Below are 16,885 nucleotides of genomic sequence, written 5' to 3'. Positions count from 1 at the left end.
TTCCTACTTGACAAGAAGTCCTTTAAAGGACTTCTTGTCAGACATATTTGTCCTATGACTGATTAAGCTTGAGGCAAGATAGCATCGACTTCAGTGTGTGGACGAGGAATTACGTGAACAGACAACAAGTTGCCTACGCGTTCAGCTGCTGCTGCACCAGCATCAACTGCCGCTTTTACAGCACCAACATCACCGCGAACCATAACAGTTACCAAACCGCCTCCAACTTGTTCTTTCCCGATTAGGGTCACATTTGCTGCCTTCACCATTGCATCAGCTGCTTCAATTGCTCCTACTAAACCTTTTGTTTCAATCATTCCTAGTGCGTTTGCATTCATTTCTATATCCTCCTAATTTATGGGTTTATATTACAAAATTATTGTAACCGAGTTAATATTTTACCGACAATCAAGTCGACTAATTCATCTGTTTCGCTCTTTGTGATTACACTCATGGCGATAGCAGGTTTTGATTTTTCAGGTTCTTCTCTTAAACTTGCCAGTTCCCTAATTCCGCATGCCGCTCTGCGTACATTAAGCAGATTCATGGGACTGATATTGTCTGAAGTTGAGCTTCCCCCAATAGCGCCGCATCCTAGCGTTAAAGCTGGGAAAAGGTTAGTTGTTGCGCCTATGCCCCCAGTCGATCCCCCTGTGTTTATCAATAATCTTGAAACAGGGATCTTTAAAGCAAATTCGTTGATGACGTTCTGATTTTCCGAATGGAGCATCATTGAATGACCGGCACCTTCGTGCATGAGAATTTCAGTTGCTTTTGCCAAAGCCTCTTGACTGTTATTTACCGTATACATTCCTAAAATTGGAGCCAGTTTTTCTCGTGAATAAGGATAATCCCTGCCGACGTTTGTCTCTTCAGCGATTAATACACGTATACTTGCTGGAATTGATAAATCTGCTAACTTGGCAATAGTCTGAACACTTTTACCGACAATTGCCGGATTCATCGTTCCATTAGGCCGAAGAATAAAAACTGAGAGCTTATCAGCTTCTTCTTTTGACAAGAAATAAGCACCTTGTTTTTTAAGTTCAGCCACCACAGCTGATTTATTATCGGCTTCGACAATAATACTTTGCTCTGAGGCACAAATAGTTCCGTTATCAAACGTTTTCGAATCCATAATTCTTCTAACCGCTTGAGAAATGTCAGCCGATTTTTCAATGAAAGCAGGACCGTTGCCTGGACCTACACCGATGGCTGGATTACCGGAAGAGTAAGCAGCTTTAACCATCGCAGACCCTCCTGTAGCCAGAATAACTGCAGTATCAGGATCTTTCATCAAGGCATTGGTAGCCTCTAACGTTGGTTGTGTAATGATTCCGATGGTTCCTTCTGGGCATCCCGCATTGACAGCTGCTTCATTTAGAATTTTAACAGTTTCCTTAATAGAGTTTAAAGCATTAGGATGGGGAGAAAAAACGATACTGTTTCCTGCTTTAATGGCAATCAAAGCCTTATAAATAACCGTAGAAGTCGGATTTGTTGAAGGAATCAATCCGGCAACAACACCCATGGGAACAGCCACATCAATAATTTTTTGTTCCTTATCTTCGGCAATGATACCAATGGTTTTCATATCTTTAATAGCTTCCCAAACATTTATGGAAGAAAACAGATTCTTGATAACTTTATCTTCCCAAATTCCGAAACCAGTTTCCTCACATGCCATTTTTGCTAATTTAACCCGATTGTCATAAGCAGCATCAACAATAGCCTTACAAATTCTATCAATTTTCTGCTGATTCATTTCTGCTAAAATTAACTGAGCAGCTTTTGCTTCTTTGATTAATGTGCGTGTTTCCTGAATAGATCTCAAATCTTTATCAAATTCCATCTAGCAAAAACCCCCTTATTTTTTTTTCTGATTTGTTCCAGATTTCTTTTTAGCTTCAGATGTTTTTTTTGTTTTTGAGTTCTCAGCAGCTTTTTTTGATTGTTTCTCTTCTTTTTTAGGAGTTGGAACTGGTAAATTCTTCTCATCAGTTTTAGTGTTTTTGTCAGATTTGGACAGCTGCTTTTCTTTGGCATTAGAAGATTTTTTTACTTGGCTTGACTCTTTTTCTTCATCTGTTGCCTGTGTTAGTGATTCTTTTTTTCCTCCACTTGCCATTTCAGCTTTAATCTTTTTGCTAAGGTTCGAGGCATCTTCCCTTGAAAGCGGCTTTTTCGTTTGACTATTTTCTGCTGATTTTTTTAAAATTTTCTTCGTTTGTTCATCAAGCCGTGGAATGACATGGCTTGAAAGTAACTGCCCAAGTCTTTCGGCTTCTTTACTCCCAGCGTCCACAGCCGCTTGAATAGCTGCAACATCACCAATTAAAAGTATGGTACTTAATCCCCCTCTGATTCTTTCAGAAAACAATAAAGTAACATTTGCTGCTTTTAATGCTGTATCGGCAGCAGAGATTCCTGCCAGATACCCGTTTACTTCAATAAGCCCAAGAGCTTGCATTCTTTTTCACCACACTTCTAAAATTGAGTCGGATTAGCAGCAACCATTTTCACAGCGTCAGCAAAGGCATCACAGGCGGCTTTACAGGCTGATTGACTTCCTGTTAACAGTGCACCACCAAAGTTTGTTTCTGATGGTGGTCCATAGAAGGCAGCCAATTCCACTGCTGCTGATTTTAAAGCCAAGTCTAAAGCATACATTGACTCCAAAGGCGGTGCGATTAGATAAGCGATTGCTTCGCCTTCAGCTACCCCTGCTTCTTTGGCAAGGTGAGAACCTGTTCTGGAAACACAGTGGGCTAAGTAACTGATAGTATTATCTTCGTTGGCGCTATAAAAACTGGCACCTTCTTCGATTTCCTGAACGGCAACAGATAAACCACTTTTCACCTCAGCAGGGCTAGGCCCGGCAATAATACCAATCACCTCTCCTGCTAGTTTAGTGTTCGCATTGTCTGCACCGCCATAGAAACTTTTTGCATAAACAACATCTACGTTCGCAGCTTTTGTTGCCTCATCCAAAGCAATATAAGTTACATCATCACAATTGGATGTGATAAGTCCGATACTTCTGTGTTCTGGTAAAAGATTGAACTCCTTTACCATGCCTGGGGTCACATTGGCAATGATTTTTACTGCAAGGACATCTGCTCCAAGCCTTTCATTTATCATTTGGTCACTCCTCCTATTCTGCTTCTTTCAGGTCGAGACCTGACTTCTTATGTTCTAAGATTCTCTTGATAAGTTCGGCAATATAAGCTCCGGCTTCTACAGCAGGAGTTCCACCCTGATGTATGTTAGAAATAACCGTTCTATTTGCTTCCGGCATACCAACTGTCGGACGATAAGCAACGTAGGCACTCATACTTTCAGAAGTGACCAAGCCGGGACGTTCGCCAATGAGACAGCAAACAACGTCTGCACCTGTAATTTCACCGATATGATCCATCGCACCAACACGTGCATGTTTAACAAAAATAATGTGTTTTTCATCAAATGAAAGACCGTATGTTTTTAATCCTTCCTGGATTGAAGGTAAAACATCTTTGATATTAGCCTCAATAGCCGCAGAGCTTAGGCCATCGCCCACCATCATCACTATTTTAGGATTTGGTCCAACGGCTTTTTTAATTTTTTCAGCATTTTCCTCATCAAATCTTCTTCCCAAATCCGGACGTGTGACATACTCGTCTTTATCTTGACATTCAGTAATCGTTGAAACAAAGTTCATTTCCTCAATCAGCTCATCACTCACATATGAGAAAACTGCATCTTGAGCCGCTGCATGATCTGCTCTGAAACGAAGCAAAGGTTGTGTCTTATAACGGGGACCGGCACGCCATAAGCCAAGACGAGCAGGGGTGCGTTCTTTCATTTTCAGGTAGCCTTCACGATCATAAGGATCAGGTACTAAAAATTGAGTCCGGATGTTTACTTCTGTGATATCATCAAGAATCCCATCTTCTTCAATATTTGCAGTGTCTGCATCGCATGATTCAGTTTTAGCAGGTGCTACGACGCCTTGATTCGCGCCCTCTACCGCCATTCCTTCTAAAATTGAAACAATCATTTGTTTTAATTCTTTTTCATTCATTTTTTTATCCCTCCTCCTACTATCTTAAGAATATTGAGGCATCGCCGGCACGTTCTGTTAATTTGCCGTTTTCCATAATGCCCATTTTTTCCAACCATAGTTCAAATTCACGAATCGGACGTTTGTTAGCGATTTCCCTCATTGTTGCAGTTTCATGATAGCCTGTTGTCTGATAATTCAGCATGATATCATCAGCATTAGGGATTCCCATGACATAGTTAACATCTGCCATCGTCAACAAAGCTAATAGATTTTCAGCATCGTTTTGATCAGCCTTCATATGGTTGGTATAGCAAATATCTACTCCCATAGAAATACCGGACAGTTTACCCATGAAATGATCTTCCAAACCTGCACGGATAACTTGTTTAGAATCATACAGGTATTCAGGACCGATAAACCCAACTACAGTATTGACAACAAAAGGATCGAATCGTTTAGCAAACCCGTAGCAGCGCGCTTCCATTGTTACCTGATCGGCTCCAAAATGTGCATCGGAGGAGAGCTCGGCACCCTGACCTGTTTCGAAATACATTACGTTAGGACCAACCGTTTGTCCGGTAGTCAGTGCCAAATGTTTTGCCTCCTCCAAATCAGCAGCATTAAATCCAAAAGCTTTGTTGGCTTTTTCGGAACCGGCGACTGATTGGAAAACTAAGCCTGTCGGAGTACCTTTTTTCATTGCTTCGATTTGAGTCTTCACATGGGCCAAAACACAAGTTTGTGTTGGTATTTCCCATTTGCTGCGAAACTCTTCAAATTTGTTTAAGATACGTATCACACTCTCTGTCGAATCGTCAACTGGATTCAAACCAATTAAAGCATCACCCGCACCATAAGATAAACCTTCCATTAAACTAGCCATAATTCCGTCCACATCATCGGTAGTGTGATTCGGTTGAACTCTGGCAGAAAAGGTGCCTCTTTTTCCTATTGTTGTATTACATGTTTTAGTAATTTCTATCTTTTGAGCGACATAGATCAAATCAAGGTTGCCCATCAATTTTGCCACGGCAGAGACCATTTCCGAAGTCAAGCCTCTTGAGATGCGTTTTATTTCGAAATCAGTTGTTTTTAAATCTAGTAGCCACTCACGCAATTCTTCAACTGTCCAGTGCTTGATCTCGTTGTAAATACGCATGTTTAAATCATCAATGATGATTCGTGTTACCTCATCAGTTTCATAAGGAACCACGGGATTATTAAATAAATCCTCCATTGTTAGTTGAGCCAAGACGACACGTGCAGCCACACGTTCTTCTGAAGATTCAGCGGCAATTCCGGCTAAAAGATCTCCAGATTTTTCTTCATTTGCTTTTGCAAGCACTTCTTTTACTGAGTGGAATTGATACACTTTTCCAAACAATTTAGTTTTTAAAATCATTCTAAATAAATCCTCCTTTGTGTTCTATTTATACTCGAAAAATCACTTTTTCACTCAAATACTAAAGTTTTCACAACTACCGGCAAGACATTCCCGTCAGCAACGGGCAAACCGATATCAAGGTAATCCCCATTTTCGACAAAAACATTATCAATACAGACAAAAGGATAATCCTTGGGTAAGCGATTGAAAATAGATTGTCCTAACGCCTTGGCGTTATCCTCTGCCACCACAACAATCAATGGCAAGTTCTGATCAAGAAGCGGTGCTGCCCCTGCTAAAATTTCAGCAGCTATATGCTGGATCTGTTTGAAACTTGGATTTTTTATTCCAACCATGGAAATTGCGATAGCTTGGAGTTGGTCATCAATCAAGTACCAATTGATTTTTTCTTTGATTGACTCTCTTAAAGGCGCAAATTGTTCTTTTTCATCATCTGATGACAGCTTTAATACCGGGAGATTTTGAATTGGCAAACTCTCTTTTTGGTAAGTTATCGTACTGCCGCTCACGTTTGTAGTGTGGGAACCTGCCCCAACCACTGTTGCACGGATAGTTTCCACGGAATCAATCACATTAAACTCTGTCATCAATTGAGAATTCTTAATGGCTTCGCCTAAAAGTACACCAATGTCTCCGTAGATAAACATATCTTCGTAGTCATTTTTTCCTAGCAGGCAATCTGCCACCCCGCCGGAAAAGGAAATATTATGGATTTTCGAATTAATTTGTAAAGGTTTGTGGGTAATCAGCAATTCGAAATATGGGGATGTATCTCCCACACCCACAGAGTTTTCCAGTACGTTAGCTAAAATAGAAGCTAATTTTTGTAAATCTGTTAATGTTGTTTTCTCACCGATTTTGATATTCAGGCCTTCTGCTTCAATAATCTGCAAAACCTTGGGAGTAATAAAACTTACCTCCATTGTCTGAGGTATTAGTTTAACGACTCTTCCGCCAACATCAAAACAGGCAGTAGATTCTATGTCGTCATCTTTAAAGATAACTAAATTGGTTGTACCGCCTCCAACATCAAAATTCACCACAGAAGTATGATGCTCTTTGGAATAAGTTTGAGCACCTGCTCCCTTCCCTGCAATGATACTTTCCAAGTCAGGACCGGCTGTTGCGACTACAAAATCGCCAGCATAACCACTCATTGCCTGCAGCACACTCTCTGCGTTGTCTTTACGGGCGGTTTCTCCGGTAATAATTACAGCTCCAATGTGTATATCCGTCCGCTCAAACCCGGATTTCAAGTATTCATTGTCTAAAAACTTTTTGATTTTTTCTACATCTATCTCTTGTTCATTAATCAGGGGAGTGAAAATGATATCGCTTTTATAAATGATTTCCTTTTCCGTAATTTCCACTCTTGGAATAGTGAACGATGAAGCCATATTTTTTATAGTCAAACGAGAAATTACCATTTGAGTTGTTGACGTTCCTAAATCTATTCCAACACTAATCATTTCATCATTCATTTATACACCTCCAAAAAAAGACACCAAAAAGAACTTTCTCCTTGCGGGTTCTTCTTAGCGTCTTTGCTAGTGTAAGAAAACATCTATGTTTCCTCTTATTTAATTAGTCGAATGAATTATTCCAAACCAATCAACAACATATCAGCAATCTCAATCATTGGACAACGTCGGTCCATTGATAACTTTCGCATGAGTTGATATGCTTGTTCTTCAGTAATACCTTGTTCATCCATCAAAATTCCTTTTGCACGTTCAATCTTTTTGCGATCCTCAAGTTTTTTCTCTAGTTTTTCGCAGGTGGATTCTAATTTTTGCCGTTTTTTACCGGCTGCGATAGCAACTTCCAATGTTGGAATCAAAGACCGTTCATCAATAGGCTTGACGATATATCCCGATACGCCGTACTCCTTGGCTTTTTCGATATATTTGGTATCATTGTATGCGGTCAATAGAACGACTGCTTTTGCCAACTGCTCATCAAGTATCCTTTTACTTGCTTTTAATCCATCGAGTATCGGCATTTTGATATCCATTAAAACCACATCAGGCACCTGTTCACGACATACTTCAATTGCGGCGATTCCGTCTGAGGCTTCGGCTACCACATCGTAACCTCGATACTCTAGAATACCGCGGATATCCATTTTTGTAATTGGCTCATCGTCTACGATGACAACTTTTCCATTCATAGATGGCACATCCTTCTAATAATTTAAGTTTTTGTTATCGGAATAGATTGAAATCCAAGAACTGTTGTTAAAGTGTTAACCACCTCTCTTAAGGCTGATTCAACGGATGAAACATCCCCGCAAATCACCACTGTTCCGCTGAAACGATCAACAAAACCTATAGAAATTGCTGCACTCTTTCGAGCGATATCTACAGCAATAATCGACACTTCACTAGGTGTTAGTGTCAGAATCCCTATAGCCCCGCCTTCATCTTCTGACAAGCCGATTTTTTGATAAACTTCGCTATCCGGACTTGCAATGATATGGGCGATAGTGACCTGTTTACCAGGTACATACTCTTGAATCATACGTTGTTTCTCAAATTCTGGCAATTGGAACCCTCCTTTTATCATCCCCGGTTCCAAACAGTTATACTAGAAACAGCTTACGGATGATTTGTTCTATATCTTGTGTCGAAGGCTGAACGGGATTCGTTAAAGTGCATTTATCAGCTAATACTGCGCTGACAATCTCCGGAAGATCTTTACGCACTTGAGAAGAATCAACTCCTTCGTGAGATAAATTTTCAGGCAGCCCAAGTTTTTGATTTAGACGGCGAATTGCTCTAACTAAAGCGAGTGCCCCTGCTTTAGGTGAATATTTTTCACCGTCAAGCAATGAAGCCAAGTGAGCATATCTTTTAGCCGTCTCTTCTTGGAACCTTGATGAAAAGTCACCCACACCGGCATTAAATTCAATCACCATGGGCAGGATCACCGCATTCAAGCGACCATGTATCAAATGGTAACGCCCTCCCAGAGAGTGGGCCAGTCCGTGAACGACTCCCAATGATGTCGTATTGAAAGCCATTCCTGCCATACAAGAAGCATAATGCATCTTACGTCTAGCTTCAAGATTCGACCCGTTTTTATAACAATTGAATAGTTCATCAAAAACAACTTGTACAACTTTTTCACAGAGACTTTCATTGAATAATGATGTCTCTGTTGAAACATAGGACTCAATGACATGAGTTAATACGTCCATGCCTGTCTCCGCAGTTACTTTCCCTGGTACAGACAATACAAAATCTGTAATCAGCAAAGCATCATCCGGCTGGATATCGGCAGTTACTAGAGGATATTTTTGTCCTTTTTCATCATCTGTAATAACTGCAAAATTTGTTACTTCAGAACCGGTGCCGCTGGTAGTGGGTATTGCGATGAAGCGGTTTTCTTTAATAGCGCCGCTCTTCTCTGCAAAATATTTCATAGCTTTGGCAGCATCCATCGGAGAGCCGCCGCCAAACCCGATGATAACAGTTGGATTAAACGCTTCAAAATGTTTGACCCCCGCTATGATGTTTTCTATCGGCGGATCTGTAACCACATCAGAATAAATTTGACATTCATTTTCCGAAGTAATCCAATTCATTAAACCTTGAAAACTTCCAGTGTTAGCCATGAATCCATCAGTTACAATGATAATTTTTTCGTTTTTTAAATTTTTTAAGTAGTTTTTAGCGTCTTCATCCAAATAAATACGTGTTGGATATTCAACCACTGACATTCATAGATCACCATCCCTTCATTAGTATGCCAAAAATAAAATAAAGATGCCTAAATAAAAGAGAGTTCTACCCTGTTCTACTTAGGCATCTTTGCCATAATAACACTGCGACGTGCTACATTATTTTATTAGATAACATGAATGAAACAAATGAGTTTTACCTATCGAAACGGACACATCCACACATCCTTGTGTAAATGAAACGCCGTTGTATCAGATATTTCCGTTAGAGAAAACCTTAAGGTCAAAAAAATCCCTAACGATGAGCATGCGACCATTTTGCATCGAAACGGCCACACATATTGACTTTTTCCTTGGAAAGACCTGACTTAAAGCAAAAGCTTAATACAGTGGCGAGACCGTGTTGGATTCTAACCAAACTTCCATCCAAAGCAAAAGTGTTTCATCTAAGTTTTCGTTGAACATATTTTATCACATATTTTTTCACGAGTAAATAGTCTAATGAAAAACCTTGATATTTCTTCGATAAGAAATGTCTTGATTTCCTTCTCTAAAATTGATAAATCGTGCTAGTGCATAAAAGTAATCAGACAGTCGGTTTAAGAATTTTAAAACTTCCGGGTTGATCGGCTCTTCATTTTGCAGAGCAACAACCGTTCGTTCTACTCTTCGGACTGTGGCTCGTGCATAATGCAGCTGTGCCGCCAGCTCGGAACCGCCGGGCAAAATAAATTCTGTTATCGCAGGAGGTATAGGCTCATATCTATCTATCATCTCCTCCAGCCATTCTGTACTCTCAGCACCCGTACGAAATCCTTTCGATCCGTCAGGGGTGGCTAAATCAGTGCCGCAGTCAAACAGAATCTGCTGGATTTCCTGAAGTTCCCGTTTAACAGCCATGAAAGATTTCATTTTACTGATGATGATGCCCAAGTATGAGTTCAGTTCATCTACTTCACCATAAGCGCTGACTCTGATAGAGGCTTTACTCATTCTGAAACCGCCGATAATAGACGTCTGTCCTTTGTCTCCTGACTTGGTATATATTTGCATATTTATCTCCTTCCCGCATTAGCTAAAATCAATAAGATTAAACGAGGTTATTTCGGGAGAATCACTTCAACTTCTGAATGAGGTCTTGGAATAACGTGAGTAGACAATAATTCGCCAACTTTTTCAGCAGCCACTCTTCCAGCATCAACTGCAGCATTTACAGCGCCCACATCTCCTCTAACCATAACAGTGACAAGTCCCCCACCCACTTGTTCTTTACCGATCAAAGTGACATTTGCTGCTTTGACCATAGCGTCTGCAGCTTCAACAGCCCCTACCAATCCTCTAGTTTCAACCATTCCTAATGCATTTAAACTCATACTGACTTCCTCCTTCATTCACAATCAGATGTGCGACTTCAGACATTAAAACATGATTTCTAATGAAAAAAGACGAAACTATCCCTTCCAAAAGAAAGACAGCCTCGTCCAAAAGTCATTACACGTCATTGTGAAATTATTGTATTCATATTTTATAAATCCTAAAAAAAGCCTATCACACATCATCAGATATGTCAACGGATTTTGAAAGTGCTCACAAGTTTATGAAGGGCTGATACTCTGTCAAATTTCTAAAAAAATATTCACTATTCGTTTTGAAAAATTGAAGCGGCCAGTTAATTATGCTATAATGCAAAGCAAAGACAATGATGTCTTCACAGAAGTGGAGCTCATTGTCTTATTTTTTCGATTGGAGGATAACCCGGTGAAAAATAAACTTAGAATTCGTGAGTTGTGCCAAAATCACACACTGTTGTCAGATAAAGATATCAAAGAAATAGAAATTCAAGCTCATAAAATTATCGAGAATAAATCATACCCAAATGTGGACGTTTTTATTGATGTCTTCGATTTTACGACAGGAGAAGCTATCGTTGTTTTTCAAAGACCTCCTCTTGAAGGGGAATCATTATATTCGCGGAATATTTTAGGGGAACGGATGGAACGAAAAAATGAGCCGGCGATTTACCGCAGCTATGAAACGTCCTTGAATTCAGTTGGACTCCTTGGGAAAACCCCGGACGGCATCAATATCAGACAAATTGTTTATCCAATTCGTAACAATAAAAAAAATATTGCTGTGCTGATCATCGAAGAAAAATTTGAGGGAAGTGTCGAACAGCTCACTTTGCCGGATGCAGAGAAAAGTTTTAATGGTTCTGATTACCTGATCGATAAAATCGAACAAGGCATTCTCCATTTCAACAATAACGGTACACTGATAAAAGCCAATGCCATCGCCAGAAATATGTACAGAGATTTTGGTTATCTCGGAGAAATCATCGGACTGCATTATGATAACTTATCGATTGATTTTTCGACTTTCGAACATATCAATTATTTGATTAATTCTTCAAGTTTACAAGACGATTTAATGAAAGAAGTTTTTTTCCACAATTCTTATTTTGAAATCAAATATATTTTTTCAGATGACGGTGCGTTCATTATGTTGATTCTAGATATCACTGAATTAAAACAACGGGATGTAGAAATCGTTGACAAATCCGTGGCGATTCGGGAAATCCATCACCGTGTTAAAAATAATTTGCAGACCGTGATCTCCCTGCTGCGTATTCAAAGTCGGATGACACCTTCTGAAGAAGCGAAAAAAGCTTTGATTGACAGTGTGAACCGCATCATGGCAATTGCCAGCACTCATGAATTATTGTCACGGCAACTTGAAGATAATATCGAACTGAAGCAGGTGTTATTTACGGTAATCAATAATCTTCGCAGAGGTTATACAGATCAACAGTTGATTACTATCAGCTCAGATATTGAGGAAGGGATTTTACTGCCAAGTGATTTAACAGTGACTGTTTCTTTAGTGGTAAATGAGCTGGTTCAAAACTGTTTTGATCATGCCTTTGAGGGTCTGAAAACTGGTGAAATAAGTTTGGAAATATATAGTATGGAAAATAGCTGGCTCCACTTGCTTGTACGTGATAACGGCATCGGATATGATACAACGGTCAAAAAAGAAGGCTCGTTTGGTATGGAAATCATTAAAAGTTATGTTTTTGATAAACTTAAAGGTGAACTAACAATCGAATCCAATGAGCATGGAACAATGACAGATATTAAATTTAAATACAATTGAGATTTCTCGTAAAAAGGAGTTTGACATATCACGTCAAAAGACGATTTTAGACGTTAAAAGAATCTATCTTGACTAAAGGAGGCTTGGAAATGTTAAATCAACCCGTGACTTTCTCTTCTGGTCTGACTTTAAAAAACAGACTGATCGTGGCACCGGTCACTACTTTTGCCAGTGGTAAAAGTGGCCTTGCGGCTGATGCAGAAAGTCGCTATTATCAGCTCAGAAATAAGGATGCGGGAGCTATCATCGTCGGATCGGTTTACACTTCTCTTGAAGGTAAAGCTTATGAATACGGTCTCGGTGCAAGTTCAGATGCTCATGTCCCTCAACTTTCCCGCTTAGCAGCGTCAATCAAGCAATCCGGGGCTAAGGCAATCGTTCAAATTTACCATGGGGGCGCTTTCTCTCATTTTTACCATACTGGCAAAGCTGTCCCTTCTGTCAGCAGACTAGCTGCTTCACGTTTAAATATTCCTGAAACTGATTTATCGCTCCTGTCTGACCATGAGATTGAAAAGATTATATTGGATTATTGTTTAGCTGCCAGACGAATTATCAAAGCTGGCTTTGACGGTATCGAGATTCATGGTTCCAACTCTTATCTTGTTAAGCAGTTTATTTCCCCCCTGTGGAATGACCGTTCTGACAAATGGGGCGGCAGCCGCACCCGACGTTTTTATTTTTTGGAAATTTTAATCAAAACCCTCCAACAAACTATTGCTAAAAATAGCACGTCCCCTTTTGCACTAGGGCTTCGACTCTCACTGGAGGAAGGAAATAATGAGGTTGAGCTTTCTCAAAGCGTGACAGAAACTTTGGCTTGTCTGAATTATTTTGATGCTTTCAATTTGGATTACTTTCATTTAATTCAAGGAAACAAGTTAAAGCTGATAGAACTAGCCAATGCTGAACAAATAAAACAGCTAGTCAAGCAAACTCCCATCATCTTGTGCGGGAATCTGAATGATAAAACTGTTTTACATCAGGTAATCTCTACGACCATCCCATGTGTTTCTGCTTGCCGCCCTTTTGTTCTCCAACCTAATTGGGGCAAAAAAATGTTGGGTTCTAACTCTATTTCGGCACCAATTGTTGAGCTGACCGAAAGTAATAGACAAAAATTAGAAATTTCTCCCTTATTGTGGCAAAGTATTGAAACTAGCTTTGACTGGTATACTTCTGCAATAAAATAGCTTATTAAAAATTGCAGATACTCTAAGATGAGGATATGGTCAGAAACAATTAAGAAAATAAACCTCCAGTTTGGTGTCGCTCCTTAAAGTTACAGTTTCGTCTAACTTTAAAGAATGCTTTAGGACACCTTCACACTGGAGGTTTTAATTTATTTTCTATTTGGAAAGAGATAACCTTCCAATTCACTTAAACCTTCTCCCGTGACCGCTGAAACTTCAAAAATTTCTTGCGCTCCTGCTAATTTAAGTAAATTTTTTGCTTTATCAACAGCTTGTCGATCCGATGCCAGATCAATTTTCGTGATAATGCCAATGACTGGTCGCGTAAACCTTGAGGAAAAGCTGGGGGGAAAATAATTTTGCGTTTGATTGACACTTTGAACAAAACCAATTTGTTCAGCTTCCACTGCCGCACTTACCAACGCATTGTAATAAAATTTATTTTCCATAAATTCACCTGGAGTATCTATTGCCTCATCCATGTAATAAACTTGCTGTGTCTTATGATATTTTTGTTCTTTATTGTGAAGCCACTGTGACAATGTGGTTTTCCCTGAACCACTTTCACCCATAAATATTATTTTTTTCATTTCAACCCCTACATTTCTACAATAATTATTCAAGTCTTCATCCCAAAGAATACACCTTTTCAAGAAAAGTCTAAAGACTTTTGATTCATGAATATAAAAGCTGAAAGAATACCAAATCAAAATTTTGATTATTTGATTTTCAGCGGGATACCGGTCACCACCAGATACACATTTTCTGCGTCCCTTGACAGCTGCTGATTGATTCTCCCGTAGACATCTCTAAACCAGCGCGTCAAACTATCTTCTGGTACAATCCCCATTCCCACTTCATTTGCCACAATAATCAACTCTTTATTTATCATTTTAGCTGACTCGATGATTTTTTGCCATTCTTCACTGATTAGCGTTTCATAGTGCATCTTTTTCGGCTCATCCAGCAGTTCTATCTGCTGAGCAATTGTCTTTCCTACTTTTCTGGCATCTTCTGCCAGCAGATGAAAAAATAGATTTGTGGTCAGCATGGTACTGCAATCTAGTAAAAAAAAATCAGCCCAATCATTTTGTTTTAAAAAATCCCCCACATCTAAAAACCGTTCTTCTGTCTGCCAGTCATTTGGACGCTGACGTTGATGTTTTAAAACTCTTTCTGTCATTTCCGGATCGTCATCATGCCCCACGTTTGTAGCAATGTAACATACTTTTTTTTCATCTTTACAAATAGATTCGGCAAAAGAGGATTTGCCGCTGCGGGCTCCGCCTGTCACCAATGTATATGCCATCTAATCGCCTCCCAGCAATTCTATTTGAAATCTCACCTTGTAGTCTTTTTATATTGAATCACCTTTTTTAACGAATCGTCCGATTATTTTCAACTGGGGGAAATCATTTTTTAAATCTTCAGAACTTTCCGAGTTGACCGCCAACAATATTACCGTCACTGGTCCAGCTGATTTTTTAAGCTCCTGAGTCTCATCATTAAAAACTACAGACAATCTGTTGTCTTTTGCCAATAAACCAGCCTCAAAAGCAATCCCTTTTGAGCCAACCGGAATCATATCAACAACTTCTGTGCGCTGATAAAGTTGTTTAATTAATTGATAGTCAAAAATATCTTCCAGATGAGTAATCACTTCTTCACCAACATAGGGTTTTCCAAGTTGCAGCAAATAATCGCCCGCTGAAATTTTAGGCATAGTCATTTGATCTTTTCTACCTATAACAGTAATTCCCATGCTTGTCATCACGGTTGATATATTTTCTTCAGTACTGCCGTTCAAGCTGATGTCTCCTAGATCAGCCGCAAGTAATTCTTTTTTTACCCCTGCAATCATTTTCTTTCCGGTTGGCAAATACTCATTTCCGATCGTGTCAAATACTGCCAGCGGAGTTGCTCCAACGCAAAACAACTCCATCAACGGCACTCGTATACAAAAGCGGGCCACTATTCCTGGTGAGATGGCTACTTGGTCATATTTTTTCTCGCCAAGACCAGCACTGCTGTCGCAGGCAATAACCAGATGATTATTTTTAGAAATAGGTATGATTGTCAGATCCCGGTAATTTAAGCTTTTCATCAGACTACCTCCCCTGCTTCAATTGTCGGAAAACTCGTTTAAACGCACTGACAGTTTCTTTGATATCCACCTCTGTATGCTTACTGGAAATAAAATTTGATTCAAAAATGGACGGGGCAAGATAAACGCCCTCTTCCAGCAACAATTGATAAAAAGATGAAAAAAACGCCTGATCACATTTTTTAGCATCTGCAAAATTTTTCACCGGTGTTTCACTAAAGAAAAACCCCCACATGGTTCCTCTCACACAAGTTTGAATCGACAGACCGAATTCCTCGGCAGCTGCTTTTATCCCCTGTGTCAATCGGGTTGCCAAGCAATTCATCTGCTGGTAAAGTTCTGGCGTCAGTTGCTTTAAAGTTGCAATACCGGCTGCCATCGCCAAAGGGTTGCCCGAAAGTGTGCCTGCTTGATACATAGGCCCTTCCGGTGCCACAAAGGACATGTACTCTTTTTTTCCGCCAAAAACCGCCACCGGCAAACCGCCGCCCACAACTTTTCCCAGAGTTGTCAAATCTGGTTTAATTTGGTAAAGATATTGTGCTGAGCCGATGTGGCATCTCAATCCGCTCATCACTTCATCAAAAATTAGTAATGCTCCATATTCGTCTGCGAGTCTTCGTAGACCATGGATAAATTCTTCCTCACCGGGAATCAATCCCATGTTGCCAGCAATCGGCTCTACAATGATTGCAGCGATTTCATCAGTAAACTGCTGAAAGACTTTTTCTGTCGCAATCAAATTATTATAAGGAACACTCAGGGTTTCCGTGCTAAGATTTTTTGGTACTCCGGGTGATCCCTGGATATCAAAAGTAGCCACACCTGACCCGGCGTTTACTAAAAATGAATCGCTATGCCCATGATAACAGCCGTCAAATTTAATAATCTTATCTCTGCCGGTAATTGCCCGCGCCAATCTGATAGCACTCATGGTAGCTTCCGTCCCGGAAGAAACCATTCTTAATTGTTCCATGCTTGGTACTTTTTCTTGCACTAATTTTGCCAACTTAGTTTCCAATAGAGTTGGTGCCCCAAAGGTCGTTCCTCTAGCTGCCGTCTCTTGGATTGCAGAAATCACTTTTGTATCAGCATGACCTAAAATCAGCGGACCATATGACAGGACATAATCAAGATAAGTATTATTGTCCACATCTGTCACATAAGCCCCCTGTCCTTTTGCCATGAAAACAGGTGAGCGTCCAACCGCTTTAAAAGCTCTGACAGGACTATTAACTCCTCCAGGTAATCTTTTAACCGCTTCATCAAACGCTAACTCCGATTGAAGATATTTCATTCCCAG

At 39.9% G+C, this 16,885-nt stretch carries 18 protein-coding genes and 1 riboswitch; of the genes, 2 read left to right on the top strand and 16 right to left on the bottom strand.

The annotated features are described in order from the left end of the window. Window positions 1–62: 62 nt before the first annotated feature. From AC4PHI_RS07075 to AC4PHI_RS07020, 12 genes are all read right to left on the bottom strand, one after another. Window positions 63–338 carry a BMC domain-containing protein gene (locus AC4PHI_RS07075; RefSeq protein ID WP_492199218.1) on the bottom strand — a complete coding sequence of 92 codons (276 nt, stop codon included), beginning with the start codon at window positions 336–338 and terminating at the stop codon, window positions 63–65. Window positions 339–376: 38 nt separating this feature from the next. Continuing rightward, on the bottom strand, window positions 377–1,852 hold the full coding sequence (locus tag AC4PHI_RS07070) for an acetaldehyde dehydrogenase (acetylating) (RefSeq protein WP_492199217.1): 1,476 nt from the start codon (window positions 1,850–1,852) through the stop codon (window positions 377–379). Window positions 1,853–1,867: 15 nt separating this feature from the next. Next, entirely contained in the window at window positions 1,868–2,470 is a 603-nt protein-coding gene (locus AC4PHI_RS07065) for a BMC domain-containing protein (RefSeq protein WP_492199216.1), read from the bottom strand. A 17-nt stretch (window positions 2,471–2,487) separates the two neighbouring features. Further along, the gene (eutL, locus tag AC4PHI_RS07060; protein ID WP_492199215.1) at window positions 2,488–3,141 is read right to left on the bottom strand and encodes an ethanolamine utilization microcompartment protein EutL; all 654 of its coding nucleotides are present in this window, start codon (window positions 3,139–3,141) and stop codon (window positions 2,488–2,490) included. Window positions 3,142–3,154: 13 nt separating this feature from the next. Beyond that, window positions 3,155–4,063 (bottom strand): ethanolamine ammonia-lyase subunit EutC, encoded by a 909-nt coding sequence (gene eutC / locus AC4PHI_RS07055; protein WP_492199214.1) that lies wholly within the window; start codon window positions 4,061–4,063, stop codon window positions 3,155–3,157. Between the two features lie 19 nt (window positions 4,064–4,082). Beyond that, a complete protein-coding gene (locus AC4PHI_RS07050; protein WP_492199213.1) occupies window positions 4,083–5,447 on the bottom strand; it encodes an ethanolamine ammonia-lyase subunit EutB in 1,365 nt (454 codons plus the stop codon). A 50-nt stretch (window positions 5,448–5,497) separates the two neighbouring features. Further along, a complete protein-coding gene (gene eutA / locus AC4PHI_RS07045; RefSeq protein ID WP_492199212.1) occupies window positions 5,498–6,931 on the bottom strand; it encodes an ethanolamine ammonia-lyase reactivating factor EutA in 1,434 nt (477 codons plus the stop codon). A 116-nt stretch (window positions 6,932–7,047) separates the two neighbouring features. After that, window positions 7,048–7,620, bottom strand: a complete 573-nt coding sequence (locus AC4PHI_RS07040; protein ID WP_492199211.1) for an ANTAR domain-containing response regulator — start codon at window positions 7,618–7,620, stop codon at window positions 7,048–7,050. Window positions 7,621–7,643: 23 nt separating this feature from the next. Beyond that, window positions 7,644–7,970: a BMC domain-containing protein gene (locus AC4PHI_RS07035; protein ID WP_492201556.1), complete on the bottom strand. Its 327-nt coding sequence runs from the start codon at window positions 7,968–7,970 to the stop codon at window positions 7,644–7,646. 61 nt (window positions 7,971–8,031) lie between these two features. Then, on the bottom strand, window positions 8,032–9,171 hold the full coding sequence (locus AC4PHI_RS07030) for a 1-propanol dehydrogenase PduQ (protein ID WP_492199210.1): 1,140 nt from the start codon (window positions 9,169–9,171) through the stop codon (window positions 8,032–8,034). Window positions 9,172–9,435: 264 nt separating this feature from the next. Continuing rightward, window positions 9,436–9,583: riboswitch (adenosylcobalamin (AdoCbl) riboswitch) on the bottom strand. 47 nt (window positions 9,584–9,630) lie between these two features. Further along, window positions 9,631–10,185, bottom strand: coding sequence for a cob(I)yrinic acid a,c-diamide adenosyltransferase (locus AC4PHI_RS07025; RefSeq protein WP_492199209.1), 555 nt, complete (start codon window positions 10,183–10,185; stop codon window positions 9,631–9,633). 47 nt (window positions 10,186–10,232) lie between these two features. Continuing rightward, on the bottom strand, window positions 10,233–10,505 hold the full coding sequence (locus AC4PHI_RS07020; RefSeq protein WP_492199208.1) for a BMC domain-containing protein: 273 nt from the start codon (window positions 10,503–10,505) through the stop codon (window positions 10,233–10,235). Between the two features lie 385 nt (window positions 10,506–10,890). Between AC4PHI_RS07020 and AC4PHI_RS07015 the strand changes: the two genes are divergently transcribed. Continuing rightward, window positions 10,891–12,285, top strand: a complete 1,395-nt coding sequence (locus AC4PHI_RS07015; protein WP_492199207.1) for a sensor histidine kinase — start codon at window positions 10,891–10,893, stop codon at window positions 12,283–12,285. Between the two features lie 89 nt (window positions 12,286–12,374). Next, the gene (locus AC4PHI_RS07010; RefSeq protein ID WP_492199206.1) at window positions 12,375–13,478 is read left to right on the top strand and encodes an oxidoreductase; all 1,104 of its coding nucleotides are present in this window, start codon (window positions 12,375–12,377) and stop codon (window positions 13,476–13,478) included. A gap of 149 nt (window positions 13,479–13,627) precedes the next feature. Here AC4PHI_RS07010 and AC4PHI_RS07005 read toward each other — a convergent pair whose 3' ends face one another. The 4 genes from AC4PHI_RS07005 to hemL form a co-directional block, all read right to left on the bottom strand. Then, a complete protein-coding gene (locus AC4PHI_RS07005; RefSeq protein ID WP_492199205.1) occupies window positions 13,628–14,068 on the bottom strand; it encodes a EutP/PduV family microcompartment system protein in 441 nt (146 codons plus the stop codon). Between the two features lie 128 nt (window positions 14,069–14,196). Beyond that, a complete protein-coding gene (gene cobU, locus AC4PHI_RS07000; RefSeq protein WP_492199204.1) occupies window positions 14,197–14,787 on the bottom strand; it encodes a bifunctional adenosylcobinamide kinase/adenosylcobinamide-phosphate guanylyltransferase in 591 nt (196 codons plus the stop codon). Window positions 14,788–14,835: 48 nt separating this feature from the next. Then, window positions 14,836–15,582, bottom strand: coding sequence for a hypothetical protein (locus AC4PHI_RS06995; RefSeq protein WP_492199203.1), 747 nt, complete (start codon window positions 15,580–15,582; stop codon window positions 14,836–14,838). A gap of 4 nt (window positions 15,583–15,586) precedes the next feature. Then, entirely contained in the window at window positions 15,587–16,879 is a 1,293-nt protein-coding gene (hemL, locus tag AC4PHI_RS06990; RefSeq protein WP_492199202.1) for a glutamate-1-semialdehyde 2,1-aminomutase, read from the bottom strand. Window positions 16,880–16,885 lie beyond the last annotated feature (6 nt).

Source organism: Vagococcus sp. QWL-13, assembly GCF_058683555.1.
This window is presented reverse-complemented; position numbering and strand designations above follow the sequence as displayed.